Source organism: Mycobacterium ulcerans subsp. shinshuense (genome assembly GCF_002355775.1).
Lineage (GTDB): Bacteria > Actinomycetota > Actinomycetes > Mycobacteriales > Mycobacteriaceae > Mycobacterium > Mycobacterium marinum.
In genome coordinates this window covers 132,283-152,414 of record NZ_AP017625.1, presented here as the reverse complement: position 1 = coordinate 152,414, position 20,132 = coordinate 132,283, and the positions used below count along the sequence as shown (strand labels likewise).

1 pseudogene is annotated in these 20,132 nt (G+C 63.2%); it reads left to right on the top strand.

The window, feature by feature from the left end:
- Positions 1 to 208 precede the first annotated feature (208 nt).
- Positions 209 to 19,981: pseudogene (locus tag SHTP_RS30855) on the top strand (SDR family NAD(P)-dependent oxidoreductase); the annotation flags it as partial.
- Positions 19,982 to 20,132 lie beyond the last annotated feature (151 nt).

Here is a 20,132-nt window from a genome sequence, read left to right as displayed (position 1 = left end):
CCATCGATTCGCGAACCGAAATGGCTGACCGGTTCGCGGTCGGGTATGAGGTCACCGTTCTCGATGCTGCCGCCTGAAATACTAACGATGCAAAGCTGATCCAGCACTACAGCCAACTGCGCTACTACATATTTTAATTAACGTGATAGTACCCAATTTAGGGTGCGTGATCTTCGGAGATGCTCACCAAAACTGCAGGGGAGGTCGGGTGTTGGGTGATGCAGTCGCAGTGGTCGGAATGTCTTGCCGGGTTCCTGGCGCATCTGATCCGGACGCTCTGTGGGCGCTGCTGCGAGACGGGATCAGTGTGGTCGATGAGATACCTTCTGCACGTTGGAATTTAGACGGCCTCGTTGCTCACCGACTGACCGATGAGCAACGATCAGCGCTTCGGCATGGCGCCTTTCTTGATGACGTCGAAGGGTTTGACGCCGCGTTCTTCGGAATTAACCCCTCCGAAGCTGGGTCGATGGATCCGCAGCAACGATTGATGCTTGAACTGACCTGGGCAGCACTCGAAGATGCTCGAATCGTGCCAGAACATCTTTCCGGTAGCAGTAGCGGGGTGTTTACCGGCGCCATGAGCGATGATTACACGACCGCGGTGACCTACCGCGCAGCGATGACTGCACATACCTTTGCGGGGACTCACCGCAGCCTCATAGCCAACCGTGTCTCCTACACACTCGGTCTACGCGGACCTAGTTTGGTCATCGATACCGGGCAATCGTCCTCACTGGTGGCTGTGCACGTGGCAATGGAAAGCTTGCGCAGAGAAGAAACTTCACTTGCTATCGCGGGTGGTATTCACCTTAACCTCAGCCTCGCCGCCGCACTGAGCGCAGCACACTTTGGAGCCCTTTCACCTGACGGACGCTGCTACACCTTCGACGCACGTGCCAACGGATACGTTCGTGGCGAAGGCGGCGGCGTCGTCGTCCTCAAACGTCTCAACGACGCCCTAGCCGACGGCAACCATATTTACTGTGTGATCCGCGGCAGCTCAGTCAACAACGACGGCACCACTCAAGACTTGACAGCGCCCGGAGTCGACGGCCAGCGTCAAGCGCTCCTTCAAGCTTATGAACGAGCCGAAATCGACCCCTCAGAAGTCCAATACGTCGAGCTACATGGCACCGGCACCCGACTCGGCGATCCCACCGAAGCCCACTCGCTTCACTCCGTCTTCGGCACATCCACGGTCCCGCGCAGCCCGCTGCTAGTCGGGTCAATCAAAACCAATATCGGTCACCTCGAAGGCGCCGCAGGAATCCTCGGCCTAATCAAGACTGCCCTTGCCGTTCATCATCGCCAGCTTCCCCCCAGCCTCAACTACACGGTTCCTAACCCAAAAATCCCGCTAGAGCAGCTAGGGCTCCGCGTCCAAACCACTCTCAGTGAATGGCCGGACTTAGACAAACCGCTAACGGCGGGCGTGTCATCTTTTTCCATGGGTGGCACCAACGCCCACCTCGTCCTCCAACAACCCCCCACCCCCGACACCACACAAACCCCCGACACCACAACAGGTTCTGATCCCGCAGTGGGTTCTGATCCCGCAGTGGGTGTACTGGTGTGGCCGTTGTCAGCGCGTTCAGCGCCGGGGTTAAGCGCACAAGCGGCCCGTCTGTACCAGCATCTCAGCGCCCACCCCGATCTGGATCCGATCGATGTAGCCCACAGCCTGGCTACCACACGCAGCCACCACCCCCACCGCGCCACCATCACCACCAGCATTGAGCACCACAGCGAAAACAACCACAACACAACCGATGCGCTGGCCGCACTGCACGCCCTGGCCAACAACGGCACACACCCCCTGCTGAGCAGAGGCCTGCTGACCCCACAGGGCCCCGGCAAAACAGTGTTCGTGTTCCCCGGACAGGGCAGTCAATACCCCGGCATGGGCGCAGATCTCTACCGCCAATTCCCCGTGTTCGCCCACGCCCTCGACGAGGTCGCTGCGGCGCTGAACCCGCATCTCGATGTTGCGTTGCTTGAGGTGATGTTCAGCCAACAAGACACTGCCATGGCGCAACTGCTGGACCAGACCTTCTATGCACAACCGGCGTTGTTCGCGCTGGGAACCGCTCTACATCGATTGTTCACCCACGCCGGTATCCACCCGGACTACCTGCTAGGCCACTCCATCGGAGAACTCACCGCGGCATACGCCGCCGGTGTGCTGTCACTGCAAGACGCAGCCACCTTGGTCACAAGCCGAGGACGACTGATGCAATCCTGCACGCCCGGCGGGACGATGCTCGCGCTACAAGCCAGCGAAGCAGAAGTACAACCGCTGCTTGAAGGCCTAGACCACGCCGTGTCCATCGCCGCGATCAACGGAGCAACGTCGATCGTACTGTCAGGAGATCACGACAGCCTCGAACAAATCGGCGAGCACTTCATTGCCCAAGATCGACGTACCACCCGACTGCAGGTCAGTCACGCTTTCCACTCTCCACATATGGACCCCATCCTCGAACAATTCCGCCAGATCGCGGCCCAACTCACCTTCACCGCACCCACCTTGCCCATCTTGTCCAACCTCACCGGGCAGATCGCCCGCCACGACCAACTCGCCTCACCTGACTATTGGACCCAACAGCTACGTAACACTGTCCGGTTCCATGACACTGTCGCTGCCCTGCTCGGGGCGGGTGAGCAGGTTTTCCTGGAACTCTCACCTCACCCGGTGTTGACACAAGCGATCACCGACACCGTCGAACAAGCCGGCGGCGGCGGCGCAGCAGTGCCAGCTCTACGCAAGGATCGCCCTGATGCTGTCGCGTTCGCTGCAGCACTCGGCCAGCTGCACTGCCATGGCATCAGCCCATCCTGGAATGTTCTTTACTGCCAGGCCCGCCCCCTCACACTGCCCACCTACGCTTTCCAGCATCAGCGTTACTGGCTGCTGCCCACCGCCGGTGATTTCAGCGGGGCCAATACCCACGCCATGCATCCGCTGCTAGACACCGCCACCGAACTGGCCGAAAACCGCGGATGGGTGTTCACCGGCCGGATCAGCCCACGCACCCAACCATGGCTAAACGAACACGCCGTCGAATCAGCCGTGCTGTTCCCAGGCACCGGATTTGTCGAGCTAGCGCTGCATGTCGCTGACCGTGCCGGATATTCCTCGGTCAACGAACTGATCGTGCACACCCCCCTGCTGCTCGCTGGCCACGACACCGCGGATCTACAGATCACCGTCACCGACACCGATGACATGGGCCGGCAGTCTCTTAACATCCACTCGCGCCCACATATCGGCCATGACAACACCACCACCGGCGATGAACAACCCGAGTGGGTTCTGCATGCCAGCGCAGTCCTGACCGCACAAACCGCCGACCACAACCACCTCCCCCTAACGCCTGTGCCGTGGCCTCCACCCGGCACAGCCGCGATCGAGGTGGATGACTTCTACGACGACCTAGCTGCACAGGGCTACAACTACGGCCCAACATTCCAAGGTGTGCAACGGATATGGCGTGACCACGCCACACCCGATGTCATCTACGCCGAAGTTGAACTACCCGAAGACACCGACATCGACGGCTACGGCATCCACCCCGCCCTATTCGACGCCGCTTTACACCCCCTACTCGCCCTGACCCAACCCCCCACCAACAACACCGATGACACCAACACCGCAGACACCGGTGACCAGGTGCGGCTGCCCTACGCCTTTACCGGCATCAGTTTGCACGCCACCCACGCCACCCGATTGCGGGTACGGCTGACCCGTACCAACACCGATGCCATCACCGTGCACACCAGTGACACCACCGGAGCCCCGGTGGCGATCATCGACTCATTGATCACCCGCCCCCTCACCACCGCCACAGGGTCTGCTCCGGCAGCCACGGCAGCTGGCCTACTACACCTGAGCTGGCCACCACACCCCGACACCACGACCGACACCGACACCGACACCGATGCCCTGCGGTATCGGGTGATCGCCGAACCCACTCAACAGCTGCCCCGCTACCTGCACGACCTACACACCAGCACCGACCTGCACACCAGCACCACCGAAGCAGACGTGGTTGTGTGGCCGGTACCGGTGCCCAGCAACGAAGAGCTCCAGGCACACCAAGCATCCGACACCGCGGTGTCTTCTCGGATACACACCCTGACCCGCCAAACACTTACCGTGGTGCAGGACTGGCTCACTCACCCCGACACCACCGGCACCCGACTGGTCATCGTGACCCGCCACGGCGTCAGCACCAGTGCCCACGACCCGGTCCCCGACCTAGCCCACGCCGCAGTGTGGGGCCTGATCCGCAGCGCCCAAAACGAACACCCCGGACGCTTCACACTGCTCGACACCGACGACAACACCAACAGCGACACCCTCACCACCGCCCTAACCCTGCCAACCCGCGAAAACCAACTGGCCATACGCCGCGACACCATCCACATCCCCCGCCTGACCCGACACAGCAGTGACGGTGCGCTCACTGCGCCGGTGGTGGTAGATCCTGAGGGCACGGTGTTGATCACCGGGGGGACCGGGACGCTGGGTGCCTTGTTTGCCGAGCATCTGGTTTCTGCCCATGGTGTCCGGCATCTGTTGTTGGCCTCGCGGCGCGGACCTCAGGCCCACGGTGCCACCGATCTGCAGCAGCGGCTCACCGATCTAGGTGCTCATGTCACCATCACGGCCTGCGATATCAGCGACCCCGAAGCACTGGCCGCCCTGGTCAATTCAGTGCCCACACAACACCGTTTAACCGCGGTAGTGCACACCGCCGCGGTATTGGCCGACACCCCAATCACCGAGTTGACCGGCGATCAACTCGACCAGGTGCTGGCCCCCAAAACCGACGCGGCATGGCAGCTGCACCAACTCACCTACGAACACAACCTGTCTGCATTCATCATGTTCTCGTCCATGGCCGGAATGATAGGCAGTCCCGGTCAGGGTAACTACGCGGCAGCCAACACCGCGTTAGATGCTCTCGCCGACTACCGCCACCGCCTGGGCTTGCCCGCGACCAGCCTGGCCTGGGGCTACTGGCAGACCCGCACCGGTGTCACCGCGCATCTAACCGATGTAGATCTAGCCCGCATGACCCGCCTGGGTTTGATGCCCATCGCCACCAGCCACGGACTGGCCCTGTTCGATGCCGCCCTCGCCACCGGACGGCCCGTTTCGATACCCGCCCCGGTCAACACCCACACCCTGGCCCGACACGCCCGCGACAACACCCTGGCCCCGATCCTGTCTGCGCTGATCACCACACCACGGCGCCGGGCGGCTTCTGCCGCAACCGATCTCGCTGCCCGCCTCAACGGACTTAGCCCCCAACAGCAACAACAAACACTGGCCACCCTCGTGGCCGCGGCCACCGCCACCGTGCTGGGCCACCACACCCCCGAAAGCATCAGCCCAGCCACCGCGTTCAAAGACCTCGGAATCGATTCGCTGACCGCCCTTGAACTGCGCAACACCCTCACCCACAACACCGGCCTCAACCTTTCGTCCACTCTTATCTTCGATCACCCCACACCCCATGCGGTGGCCGAGCATCTGCTTGAACAGATCCCTGGCATCGGTGCCCTGGTGCCGGCTCCGGTGGTGATCGCAGCTGGTCGTACCGAGGAGCCGGTGGCGGTGGTGGGGATGGCGTGTCGTTTCCCCGGTGGTGTCGCATCAGCGGATCAGTTGTGGGACTTGGTGATCGCTGGCCGTGATGTGGTGGGTAATTTTCCGGCCGATCGGGGTTGGGATGTGGAGGGATTGTTTGATCCCGATCCGGACGCGGTCGGCAAAACCTACACCCGTTACGGCGCGTTCCTTGACGATGCGGCAGGTTTTGATGCCGGGTTCTTTGGGATCTCTCCACGGGAGGCACGCGCGATGGACCCCCAGCAGCGGCTGCTGCTGGAGGTGTGCTGGGAAGCGCTAGAAACCGCGGGTATTCCCGCGCACACCTTGGCCGGCACCTCCACCGGGGTGTTCGTCGGAGCCTGGGCCCAGTCCTACGGCGCCACCAACTCCGATGGCGTTGAGGGGTATGCGATGACCGGCGGCGCGACTAGCGTCATGTCCGGCCGTATCGCCTACACCTTGGGCCTAGAAGGTCCAGCGATCACCGTTGACACCGCCTGCTCGTCATCGCTGGTGGCAATTCACCTGGCCTGCCAATCCTTACGCAACAACGAATCCCAGCTAGCACTGGCCGGCGGCGTCACCGTGATGAGCACACCTGCGATTTTCACCGAGTTCTCCCGCCAACGCGGCCTGGCCCCAGATGGACGCTGCAAAGCTTTCGCCGCTACCGCCGATGGCACCGGCTGGGGTGAAGGCGCCGCGGTCTTGGTCCTTGAACGGCTCTCCGAGGCCCGCCGCAACAACCACCCGGTCCTTGCGATCGTCGCTGGATCGGCGATCAACCAAGACGGCGCATCCAACGGACTGACCGCACCCCACGGCCCGTCACAACAACGCGTCATCAACCAAGCACTAGCCAACGCCGGCCTCACCCACGACCAGGTCGACGCCGTCGAAGCCCACGGCACCGGCACCACACTGGGTGACCCCATCGAAGCCGGCGCCCTACACGCCACCTACGGCCACCACCACACGCCCGATCAACCGCTTTGGCTGGGATCCATCAAATCCAACATCGGCCACACCCAAGCCGCCGCCGGCGCCGCCGGTGTGGTCAAGATGATCCAAGCCATCACCCACGCCACCTTGCCCGCCACCTTGCACGTCGACCAACCCAGCCCCCACATCGACTGGTCCAGCGGCACAGTCCGACTCCTAACCGAGCCCATCCAATGGCCCAACACCGACCACCCCCGCACCGCGGCGGTGTCCTCATTCGGCATCAGCGGCACCAACGCCCACCTCATCCTCCAACAACCCCCCACCCCCGACACCACACAAACCCCCGACACCACAACAGGTTCTGATCCCGCAGTGGGTTCTGATCCCGCAGTGGGTTCTGATCCCGCAGTGGGTGTACTGGTGTGGCCGTTGTCAGCGCGTTCAGCGCCGGGGTTAAGCGCACAAGCGGCCCGTCTGTACCAGCATCTCAGCGCCCACCCCGATCTGGATCCGATCGATGTAGCCCACAGCCTGGCTACCACACGCAGCCACCACCCCCACCGCGCCACCATCACCACCAGCATTGAGCACCACAGCGAAAACAACCACAACACAACCGATGCGCTGGCCGCACTGCACGCCCTGGCCAACAACGGCACACACCCCCTGCTGAGCAGAGGCCTGCTGACCCCACAGGGCCCCGGCAAAACAGTGTTCGTGTTCCCCGGACAGGGCAGTCAATACCCCGGCATGGGCGCAGATCTCTACCGCCAATTCCCCGTGTTCGCCCACGCCCTCGACGAGGTCGCTGCGGCGCTGAACCCGCATCTCGATGTTGCGTTGCTTGAGGTGATGTTCAGCCAACAAGACACTGCCATGGCGCAACTGCTGGACCAGACCTTCTATGCACAACCGGCGTTGTTCGCGCTGGGAACCGCTCTACATCGATTGTTCACCCACGCCGGTATCCACCCGGACTACCTGCTAGGCCACTCCATCGGAGAACTCACCGCGGCATACGCCGCCGGTGTGCTGTCACTGCAAGACGCAGCCACCTTGGTCACAAGCCGAGGACGACTGATGCAATCCTGCACGCCCGGCGGGACGATGCTCGCGCTACAAGCCAGCGAAGCAGAAGTACAACCGCTGCTTGAAGGCCTAGACCACGCCGTGTCCATCGCCGCGATCAACGGAGCAACGTCGATCGTACTGTCAGGAGATCACGACAGCCTCGAACAAATCGGCGAGCACTTCATTGCCCAAGATCGACGTACCACCCGACTGCAGGTCAGTCACGCTTTCCACTCTCCACATATGGACCCCATCCTCGAACAATTCCGCCAGATCGCGGCCCAACTCACCTTCACCGCACCCACCTTGCCCATCTTGTCCAACCTCACCGGGCAGATCGCCCGCCACGACCAACTCGCCTCACCTGACTATTGGACCCAACAGCTACGTAACACTGTCCGGTTCCATGACACTGTCGCTGCCCTGCTCGGGGCGGGTGAGCAGGTTTTCCTGGAACTCTCACCTCACCCGGTGTTGACACAAGCGATCACCGACACCGTCGAACAAGCCGGCGGCGGCGGCGCAGCAGTGCCAGCTCTACGCAAGGATCGCCCTGATGCTGTCGCGTTCGCTGCAGCACTCGGCCAGCTGCACTGCCATGGCATCAGCCCATCCTGGAATGTTCTTTACTGCCAGGCCCGCCCCCTCACACTGCCCACCTACGCTTTCCAGCATCAGCGTTACTGGCTGCTGCCCACCGCCGGTGATTTCAGCGGGGCCAATACCCACGCCATGCATCCGCTGCTAGACACCGCCACCGAACTGGCCGAAAACCGCGGATGGGTGTTCACCGGCCGGATCAGCCCACGCACCCAACCATGGCTAAACGAACACGCCGTCGAATCAGCCGTGCTGTTCCCGAACACCGGATTTGTCGAGCTAGCGCTGCATGTCGCTGACCGTGCCGGATATTCCTCGGTCAACGAACTGATCGTGCACACCCCCCTGCTGCTCGCTGGCCACGACACCGCGGATCTACAGATCACCGTCACCGACACCGATGACATGGGCCGGCAGTCTCTTAACATCCACTCGCGCCCACATATCGGCCATGACAACACCACCACCGGCGATGAACAACCCGAGTGGGTTCTGCATGCCAGCGCAGTCCTGACCGCACAAACCGCCGACCACAACCACCTCCCCCTAACGCCTGTGCCGTGGCCTCCACCCGGCACAGCCGCGATCGAGGTGGATGACTTCTACGACGACCTAGCTGCACAGGGCTACAACTACGGCCCAACATTCCAAGGTGTGCAACGGATATGGCGTGACCACGCCACACCCGATGTCATCTACGCCGAAGTTGAACTACCCGAAGACACCGACATCGACGGCTACGGCATCCACCCCGCCCTATTCGACGCCGCTTTACACCCCCTACTCGCCCTGACCCAACCCCCCACCAACAACACCGATGACACCAACACCGCAGACACCGGTGACCAGGTGCGGCTGCCCTACGCCTTTACCGGCATCAGTTTGCACGCCACCCACGCCACCCGATTGCGGGTACGGCTGACCCGTACCAACACCGATGCCATCACCGTGCACACCAGTGACACCACCGGAGCCCCGGTGGCGATCATCGACTCATTGATCACCCGCCCCCTCACCACCGCCACAGGGTCTGCTCCGGCAGCCACGGCAGCTGGCCTACTACACCTGAGCTGGCCACCACACCCCGACACCACGACCGACACCGACACCGACACCGATGCCCTGCGGTATCGGGTGATCGCCGAACCCACTCAACAGCTGCCCCGCTACCTGCACGACCTACACACCAGCACCGACCTGCACACCAGCACCACCGAAGCAGACGTGGTTGTGTGGCCGGTACCGGTGCCCAGCAACGAAGAGCTCCAGGCACACCAAGCATCCGACACCGCGGTGTCTTCTCGGATACACACCCTGACCCGCCAAACACTTACCGTGGTGCAGGACTGGCTCACTCACCCCGACACCACCGGCACCCGACTGGTCATCGTGACCCGCCACGGCGTCAGCACCAGTGCCCACGACCCGGTCCCCGACCTAGCCCACGCCGCAGTGTGGGGCCTGATCCGCAGCGCCCAAAACGAACACCCCGGACGCTTCACACTGCTCGACACCGACGACAACACCAACAGCGACACCCTCACCACCGCCCTAACCCTGCCAACCCGCGAAAACCAACTGGCCATACGCCGCGACACCATCCACATCCCCCGCCTGACCCGACACAGCAGTGACGGTGCGCTCACTGCGCCGGTGGTGGTAGATCCTGAGGGCACGGTGTTGATCACCGGGGGGACCGGGACGCTGGGTGCCTTGTTTGCCGAGCATCTGGTTTCTGCCCATGGTGTCCGGCATCTGTTGTTGACCTCGCGGCGCGGACCTCAGGCCCACGGTGCCACCGATCTGCAGCAGCGGCTCACCGATCTAGGTGCTCATGTCACCATCACGGCCTGCGATATCAGCGACCCCGAAGCACTGGCCGCCCTGGTCAATTCAGTGCCCACACAACACCGTTTAACCGCGGTAGTGCACACCGCCGCGGTATTGGCCGACACCCCAATCACCGAGTTGACCGGCGATCAACTCGACCAGGTGCTGGCCCCCAAAATCGACGCGGCATGGCAGCTGCACCAACTCACCTACGAACACAACCTGTCTGCATTCATCATGTTCTCGTCCATGGCCGGAATGATAGGCAGTCCCGGTCAGGGTAACTACGCGGCAGCCAACACCGCGTTAGATGCTCTCGCCGACTACCGCCACCGCCTGGGCTTGCCCGCGACCAGCCTGGCCTGGGGCTACTGGCAGACCCGCACCGGTGTCACCGCGCATCTAACCGATGTAGATCTAGCCCGCATGACCCGCCTGGGTTTGATGCCCATCGCCACCAGCCACGGACTGGCCCTGTTCGATGCCGCCCTCGCCACCGGACGGCCCGTTTCGATACCCGCCCCGATCAACACCCACACCCTGGCCCGACACGCCCGCGACAACACCCTGGCCCCGATCCTGTCTGCGCTGATCACCACACCACGGCGCCGGGCGGCTTCTGCCGCAACCGATCTCGCTGCCCGCCTCAACGGACTTAGCCCCCAACAGCAACAACAAACACTGGCCACCCTCGTGGCCGCGGCCACCGCCACCGTGCTGGGCCACCACACCCCCGAAAGCATCAGCCCAGCCACCGCGTTCAAAGACCTCGGAATCGATTCGCTGACCGCCCTTGAACTGCGCAACACCCTCACCCACAACACCGGCCTGGATCTGCCCCCCACCCTCATCTTCGATCACCCCACACCCACCGCGCTAACCCAACACCTGCACACCCGACTCACCACCGGTGCCCTGGTGCCGGCTCCGGTGGTGATCGCAGCTGGTCGTACCGAGGAGCCGGTGGCGGTGGTGGGGATGGCGTGTCGTTTCCCCGGTGGTGTCGCATCAGCGGATCAGTTGTGGGACTTGGTGATCGCTGGCCGTGATGTGGTGGGTAATTTTCCGGCCGATCGGGGTTGGGATGTGGAGGGATTGTTTGATCCCGATCCGGACGCGGTCGGCAAAACCTACACCCGTTACGGCGCGTTCCTTGACGATGCGGCAGGTTTTGATGCCGGGTTCTTTGGGATCTCTCCACGGGAGGCACGCGCGATGGACCCCCAGCAGCGGCTGCTGCTGGAGGTGTGCTGGGAAGCGCTAGAAACCGCGGGTATTCCCGCGCACACCTTGGCCGGCACCTCCACCGGGGTGTTCGTCGGAGCCGGGGCCCAGTCCTACGGCGCCACCAACTCCGATGGCGCTGAGGGGTATGCGATGACCGGCGGCGCGACTAGCGTCATGTCCGGCCGTATCGCCTACACCTTGGGCCTAGAAGGTCCAGCGATCACCGTTGACACCGCCTGCTCGTCATCGCTGGTGGCAATTCACCTGGCCTGCCAATCCTTACGCAACAACGAATCCCAGCTAGCACTGGCCGGCGGCGTCACCGTGATGAGCACACCTGCGATTTTCACCGAGTTCTCCCGCCAACGCGGCCTGGCCCCAGATGGACGCTGCAAAGCTTTCGCCGCTACCGCCGATGGCACCGGCTGGGGTGAAGGCGCCGCGGTCTTGGTCCTTGAACGGCTCTCCGAGGCCCGCCGCAACAACCACCCGGTCCTTGCGATCGTCGCTGGATCGGCGATCAACCAAGACGGCGCATCCAACGGACTGACCGCACCCCACGGCCCGTCACAACAACGCGTCATCAACCAAGCACTAGCCAACGCCGGCCTCACCCACGACCAGGTCGACGCCGTCGAAGCCCACGGCACCGGCACCACACTGGGTGACCCCATCGAAGCCGGCGCCCTACACGCCACCTACGGCCACCACCACACGCCCGATCAACCGCTTTGGCTGGGATCCATCAAATCCAACATCGGCCACACCCAAGCCGCCGCCGGCGCCGCCGGTGTGGTCAAGATGATCCAAGCCATCACCCACGCCACCTTGCCCGCCACCTTGCACGTCGACCAACCCAGCCCCCACATCGACTGGTCCAGCGGCACAGTCCAACTCCTAACCGAGCCCATCCAATGGCCCAACACCGACCACCCCCGCACCGCGGCGGTGTCCTCATTCGGCATCAGCGGCACCAACGCCCACCTCATCCTCCAACAACCCCCCACCCCCGACACCACACAAACCCCCGACACCACAACAGGTTCTGATCCCGCAGTGGGTTCTGATCCCGCAGTGGGTTCTGATCCCGCAGTGGGTTCTGATCCCGCAGTGGGTGTACTGGTGTGGCCGTTGTCAGCGCGTTCAGCGCCGGGGTTAAGCGCACAAGCGGCCCGTCTGTACCAGCATCTCAGCGCCCACCCCGATCTGGATCCGATCGATGTAGCCCACAGCCTGGCTACCACACGCAGCCACCACCCCCACCGCGCCACCATCACCACCAGCATTGAGCACCACAGCGAAAACAACCACGACACAACCGATGCGCTGGCCGCACTGCACGCCCTGGCCAACAACGGCACACACCCCCTGCTGAGCAGAGGCCTGCTGACCCCACAGGGCCCCGGCAAAACAGTGTTCGTGTTCCCCGGACAGGGCAGTCAATACCCCGGCATGGGCGCAGATCTCTACCGCCAATTCCCCGTGTTCGCCCACGCCCTCGACGCATGCGACGCAGCGTTACAGCCTTTCACTGGATGGTCGGTGCTAGCTGTGTTACACGACGAACCCGAGGCCCCGTCGTTGGAGCGGGTCGATGTGGTCCAGCCTGTGTTGTTCTCGGTGATGGTGTCGTTAGCCGCACTCTGGCGGTGGGCCGGAATCACCCCCGATGCAGTCATCGGCCACTCCCAGGGCGAGATCGCCGCGGCACATGTGGCCGGAGCCCTGACCTTGCCCGAAGCAGCTGCGGTAGTGGCTTTGCGCAGCCGTGTCTTGACCGACCTGGCCGGTGCCGGTGCCATGGCTTCAGTGCTATCGCCCGAGGAACCACTGACCCAGCTGCTGGCACGGTGGGACGGCAAGATCACTGTCGCCGCAGTTAACGGCCCCGCTAGCGCTGTGGTCTCCGGCGATACCACAGCGATCACCGAATTGCTGACTACCTGCGAACACGAAAACATCGACGCTCGCGCTATCCCGGTGGACTACCCCTCTCATTCCCCCTATATGGAACACATCCGCCATCAGTTCCTCGACGAGCTACCCGAGCTGACACCGCGGCCATCAACCATCGCGATGTATTCCACCGTCGACGGCGAACCTCACGACACCGCCTACGACACCACCACAATGACCGCGGACTACTGGTACCGCAACATCCGTAACACTGTCCGGTTCCATGACACTGTCGCTGCCCTGCTCGGGGCGGGTGAGCAGGTTTTCCTGGAACTCTCACCTCACCCGGTGTTGACACAAGCGATCACCGACACCGTCGAACAAGCCGGCGGCGGCGGCGCAGCAGTGCCAGCTTTACGCAAGGATCGCCCTGATGCTGTCGCGTTCGCTGCAGCACTCGGCCAGCTGCACTGCCATGGCATCAGCCCATCCTGGAATGTTCTTTACTGCCAGGCCCGCCCCCTCCCACTGCCCACCTACGCTTTCCAGCATCAGCGTTACTGGCTGCTGCCCACCGCCGGTGATTTCAGCGGGGCCAATACCCACGCCATGCATCCGCTGCTAGACACCGCCACCGAACTGGCCGAAAACCGCGGATGGGTGTTCACCGGCCGGATCAGCCCACGCACCCAACCATGGCTAAACGAACACGCCGTCGAATCAGCCGTGCTGTTCCCAGGCACCGGATTTGTCGAGCTAGCGCTGCATGTCGCTGACCGTGCCGGATATTCCTCGGTCAACGAACTGATCGTGCACACCCCCCTGCTGCTCGCTGGCCACGACACCGCGGATCTACAGATCACCGTCACCGACACCGATGACATGGGCCGGCAGTCTCTTAACATCCACTCGCGCCCACATATCGGCCATGACAACACCACCACCGGCGATGAACAACCCGAGTGGGTTCTGCATGCCAGCGCAGTCCTGACCGCACAAACCGCCGACCACAACCACCTCCCCCTAACGCCTGTGCCGTGGCCTCCACCCGGCACAGCCGCGATCGAGGTGGATGACTTCTACGACGACCTAGCTGCACAGGGCTACAACTACGGCCCAACATTCCAAGGTGTGCAACGGATATGGCGTGACCACGCCACACCCGATGTCATCTACGCCGAAGTTGAACTACCCGAAGACACCGACATCGACGGCTACGGCATCCACCCCGCCCTATTCGACGCCGCTTTACACCCCCTACTCGCCCTGACCCAACCCCCCACCAACAACACCGATGACACCAACACCGCAGACACCGGTGACCAGGTGCGGCTGCCCTACGCCTTTACCGGCATCAGTTTGCACGCCACCCACGCCACTCGATTGCGGGTACGGCTGACCCGTACCAACACCGATGCCATCACCGTGCACACCAGTGACACCACCGGAGCCCCGGTGGCGATCATCGACTCATTGATCACCCGCCCCCTCACCACCGCCACAGGGTCTGCTCCGGCAGCCACGGCAGCTGGCCTACTACACCTGAGCTGGCCACCACACCCCGACACCACGACCGACACCGACACCGACACCGATGCCCTGCGGTATCGGGTGATCGCCGAACCCACTCAACAGCTGCCCCGCTACCTGCACGACCTACACACCAGCACCGACCTGCACACCAGCACCACCGAAGCAGACGTGGTTGTGTGGCCGGTACCGGTGCCCAGCAACGAAGAGCTCCAGGCACACCAAGCATCCGACACCGCGGTGTCTTCTCGGATACACACCCTGACCCGCCAAACACTTACCGTGGTGCAGGACTGGCTCACTCACCCCGACACCACCGGCACCCGACTGGTCATCGTGACCCGCCACGGCGTCAGCACCAGTGCCCACGACCCGGTCCCCGACCTAGCCCACGCCGCAGTGTGGGGCCTGATCCGCAGCGCCCAAAACGAACACCCCGGACGCTTCACACTGCTCGACACCGACGACAACACCAACAGCGACACCCTCACCACCGCCCTAACCCTGCCAACCCGCGAAAACCAACTGGCCATACGCCGCGACACCATCCACATCCCCCGCCTGACCCGCACCGCTGTCCTGACACCACCGGACAGCGGCCCCTGGCGCCTTGACACCACCGGCAAGGGTGATCTGGCCAACCTCGCCCTGCTACCGACCGCCCACACTGCCCTGGCCTCTGGACAAATCCGTATCGATGTCCGGGCCGCTGGTTTGAATTTTCACGACGTGGTCGTCGCGTTGGGGCTAATCCCCGACGGCGGATTCGGCGGAGAAGCCGCCGGGGTGATCAGCGAGATCGGTCCCGACGTCTACGGATTCGCCGTGGGTGATGCCGTGACCGGCATGACCGTCTCTGGTGCGTTTGCCCCCAGCACTGTCGCTGATCACCGCATGGTGATGACGATCCCGGCCCGGTGGTCCTTCCCCCAAGCCGCATCCATACCGGTGGTATTCCTGACCGCCTACATCGCTTTGGCCGAGATCTCGGGCCTAAGCCGAGGGCAACGAGTGCTGATCCATGCCGGCACTGGCGGTGTGGGTATGGCTGCGATTCAATTGGCACACCATTTGGGTGCCGAAGTATTCGCCACCGCCAGCGCCGCGAAATGGAGCACCCTTGAGGCACTGGGGGTACCGCGCGACCATATCGCTTCCTCGCGTACTCTGGACTTTTCCAACGCATTCCTCGATGCCACCAACGGCGCCGGTGTTGATGTCGTATTGAACTGCCTCAGTGGTGAATTCGTCGAAGCATCCCTAGCCCTGCTGCCCCGCGGTGGCCATTTCGTCGAAATCGGCAAAACCGACATCCGTGATACCGAGGTCATCGCCGCAACCCATCCCGGCGTCATTTACCGCGCCCTCGATCTGCTCAGCGTCTCCCCCGATCACATCCAGCGCACACTGGCCCAACTGTCCCCACTGTTTGCCACCGACACCCTAAAACCCCTACCGACCACTAATTACAGCATCTACCAAGCCATCTCGGCCTTACGTGACATGAGTCAAGCCCGTCACACAGGCAAGATCGTGCTCACTGCGCCGGTGGTGGTAGATCCTGAGGGCACGGTGTTGATCACCGGGGGGACCGGGACGCTGGGTGCCTTGTTTGCCGAGCATCTGGTTTCTGCCCATGGTGTCCGGCATCTGTTGTTGACCTCGCGGCGCGGACCTCAGGCCCACGGTGCCACCGATCTGCAGCAGCGGCTCACCGATCTAGGTGCTCATGTCACCATCACGGCCTGCGATATCAGCGATCCCGAAGCACTGGCCGCCCTGGTCAATTCAGTGCCCACACAACACCGTTTAACCGCGGTAGTGCACACCGCCGTGGTATTGGCCGACACCCCAATCACCGAGTTGACCGGCGATCAACTCGACCAGGTGCTGGCCCCCAAAATCGACGCGGCATGGCAGCTGCACCAACTCACCTACGAACACAACCTGTCTGCATTCATCATGTTCTCGTCCATGGCCGGAATGATAGGCAGTCCCGGTCTGGGTAACTACGCGGCAGCCAACACCGCGTTAGATGCTCTCGCCGACTACCGCCACCGCCTGGGCTTGCCCGCGACCAGCCTGGCCTGGGGCTACTGGCAGACTCGCACCGGTCTCACCGCGCATCTAACCGATGTAGATCTAGCCCGCATGACCCGCCTGGGTTTGATGCCCATCGCCACCAGCCACGGACTGGCCCTGTTCGATGCCGCCCTCGCCACCGGACAGCCCGTTTCGATACCCGCCCCGGTCAACACCCACACCCTGGCCCGACACGCCCGCGACAACACCCTGGCCCCGATCCTGTCTGCGCTGATCACCACACCACGGCGCCGGGCGGCCTCTACCCCAACCGATCTCGCTGCCCGCCTCAACGGACTTAGCCCCCAACAGCAACAACAAACACTGGCCACCCTCGTGGCCGCGGCCACCGCCACCGTGCTGGGCCACCACACCCCCGAAAGCATCAGCCCAGCCACCGCGTTCAAAGACCTCGGAATCGATTCGCTGACCGCCCTCGAACTGCGCAACACCCTCACCCACAACACCGGCCTCAACCTTTCGTCCACTCTTATCTTCGATCACCCCACACCCCATGCGGTGGCCGAGCATCTGCTTGAACAGATCCCTGGCATCGGTGCCCTGGTGCCGGCTCCGGTGGTGATCGCAGCTGGTCGTACCGAGGAGCCGGTGGCGGTGGTGGGGATGGCGTGTCGTTTCCCCGGTGGTGTCGCATCAGCGGATCAGTTGTGGGACTTGGTGATCGCTGGCCGTGATGTGGTGGGTAATTTTCCGGCCGATCGGGGTTGGGATGTGGAGGGATTGTTTGATCCCGATCCGGACGCGGTCGGCAAAACCTACACCCGTTACGGCGCGTTCCTTGACGATGCGGCAGGTTTTGATGCCGGGTTCTTTGGGATCTCTCCACGGGAGGCACGCGCGATGGACCCCCAGCAGCGGCTGCTGCTGGAGGTGTGCTGGGAAGCGCTAGAAACCGCGGGTATTCCCGCGCACACCTTGGCCGGCACCTCCACCGGGGTGTTCGTCGGAGCCGGGGCCCAGTCCTACGGCGCCACCAACTCCGATGACGCTGAGGGGTATGCGATGACCGGCGGCGCGATCAGCGTCATGTCCGGCCGTATCGCCTACACCTTGGGCCTAGAAGGTCCAGCGATCACCGTTGACACCGCCTGCTCGTCATCGCTGGTGGCAATTCACCTGGCCTGCCAATCCTTACGCAACAACGAATCCCAGCTAGCACTGGCCGGCGGCGTCACCGTGATGAGCACACCTGCGATTTTCACCGAGTTCTCCCGCCAACGCGGCCTGGCCCCAGATGGACGCTGCAAAGCCTTCGCCGCTACCGCCGATGGCACCGGCTTTGGTGAAGGCGCCGCGGTCTTGGTCCTTGAACGGCTCTCCGAGGCCCGCCGCAACAACCACCCGGTCCTTGCGATCGTCGCTGGATCGGCGATCAACCAAGACGGCGCATCCAACGGACTGACCGCACCCCACGGCCCGTCACAACAACGCGTCATCAACCAAGCACTAGCCAACGCCGGCCTCACCCACGACCAGGTCGACGCCGTCGAAGCCCACGGCACCGGCACCACACTGGGTGACCCCATCGAAGCCGGCGCCCTACACGCCACCTACGGCCACCACCACACGCCCGATCAACCGCTTTGGCTGGGATCCATCAAATCCAACATCGGCCACACCCAAGCCGCCGCCGGCGCCGCCGGTGTGGTCAAGATGATCCAAGCCATCACCCACGCCACCTTGCCCGCCACCTTGCACGTCAACCAACCCAGCCCCCACATCGACTGGTCCAGCGGCACAGTCCAACTCCTAACCGAGCCCATCCAATGGCCCAACACCGACCACCCCCGCACCGCGGCGGTGTCCTCATTCGGCATCAGCGGCACCAACGCCCACCTCATCCTCCAACAACCCCCCACCCCCGACACCACACAAACCCCCGACACCACAACAGGTTCTGATCCCGCAGTGGGTTCTGATCCCGCAGTGGGTTCTGATCCCGCAGTGGGTGTACTGGTGTGGCCGTTGTCAGCGCGTTCAGCGCCGGGGTTAAGCGCACAAGCGGCCCGTCTGTACCAGCATCTCAGCGCCCACCCCGATCTGGATCCGATCGATGTAGCCCACAGCCTGGCTACCACACGCAGCCACCACCCCCACCGCGCCACCATCACCACCAGCATTGAGCACCACAGCGAAAACAACCACGACACAACCGATGCGCTGGCCGCACTGCACGCCCTGGCCAACAACGGCACACACCCCCTGCTGAGCAGAGGCCTGCTGACCCCACAGAGCCCCGGCAAAACAGTGTTCGTGTTCCCCGGACAGGGCAGTCAATACCCCGGCATGGGCGCAGATCTCTACCGCCAATTCCCCGTGTTCGCCCACGCCCTCGACGCATGCGACGCAGCGTTACAGCCTTTCACTGGATGGTCGGTGCTAGCTGTGTTACACGACGAACCCGAGGCCCCGTCGTTGGAGCGGGTCGATGTGGTCCAGCCTGTGTTGTTCTCGGTGATGGTGTCGTTAGCCGCACTCTGGCGGTGGGCCGGAATCACCCCCGATGCAGTCATCGGCCACTCCCAGGGCGAGATCGCCGCGGCACATGTGGCCGGAGCCCTGACCTTGCCCGAAGCAGCTGCGGTAGTGGCTTTGCGCAGCCGTGTCTTGACCGACCTGGCCGGTGCCGGTGCCATGGCTTCAGTGCTATCGCCCGAGGAACCACTGACCCAGCTGCTGGCACGGTGGGACGGCAAGATCACTGTCGCCGCAGTTAACGGCCCCGCTAGCGCTGTGGTCTCCGGCGATACCACAGCGATCACCGAATTGCTGACTACCTGCGAACACGAAAACATCGACGCTCGCGCTATCCCGGTGGACTACCCCTCTCATTCCCCCTATATGGAACACATCCGCCATCAGTTCCTCGACGAGCTACCCGAGCTGACACCGCGGCCATCAACCATCGCGATGTATTCCACCGTCGACGGCGAACCTCACGACACCGCCTACGACACCACCACAATGACCGCGGACTACTGGTACCGCAACATCCGTAACACTGTCCGGTTCCATGACACTGTCGCTGCCCTGCTCGGGGCGGGTGAGCAGGTTTTCCTGGAACTCTCACCTCACCCGGTGTTGACACAAGCGATCACCGACACCGTCGAACAAGCCGGCGGCGGCGGCGCAGCAGTGCCAGCTTTACGCAAGGATCGCCCTGATGCTGTCGCGTTCGCTGCAGCACTCGGCCAGCTGCACTGCCATGGCATCAGCCCATCCTGGAATGTTCTTTACTGCCAGGCCCGCCCCCTCACACTGCCCACCTACGCTTTCCAGCATCAGCGTTACTGGCTGCTGCCCACCG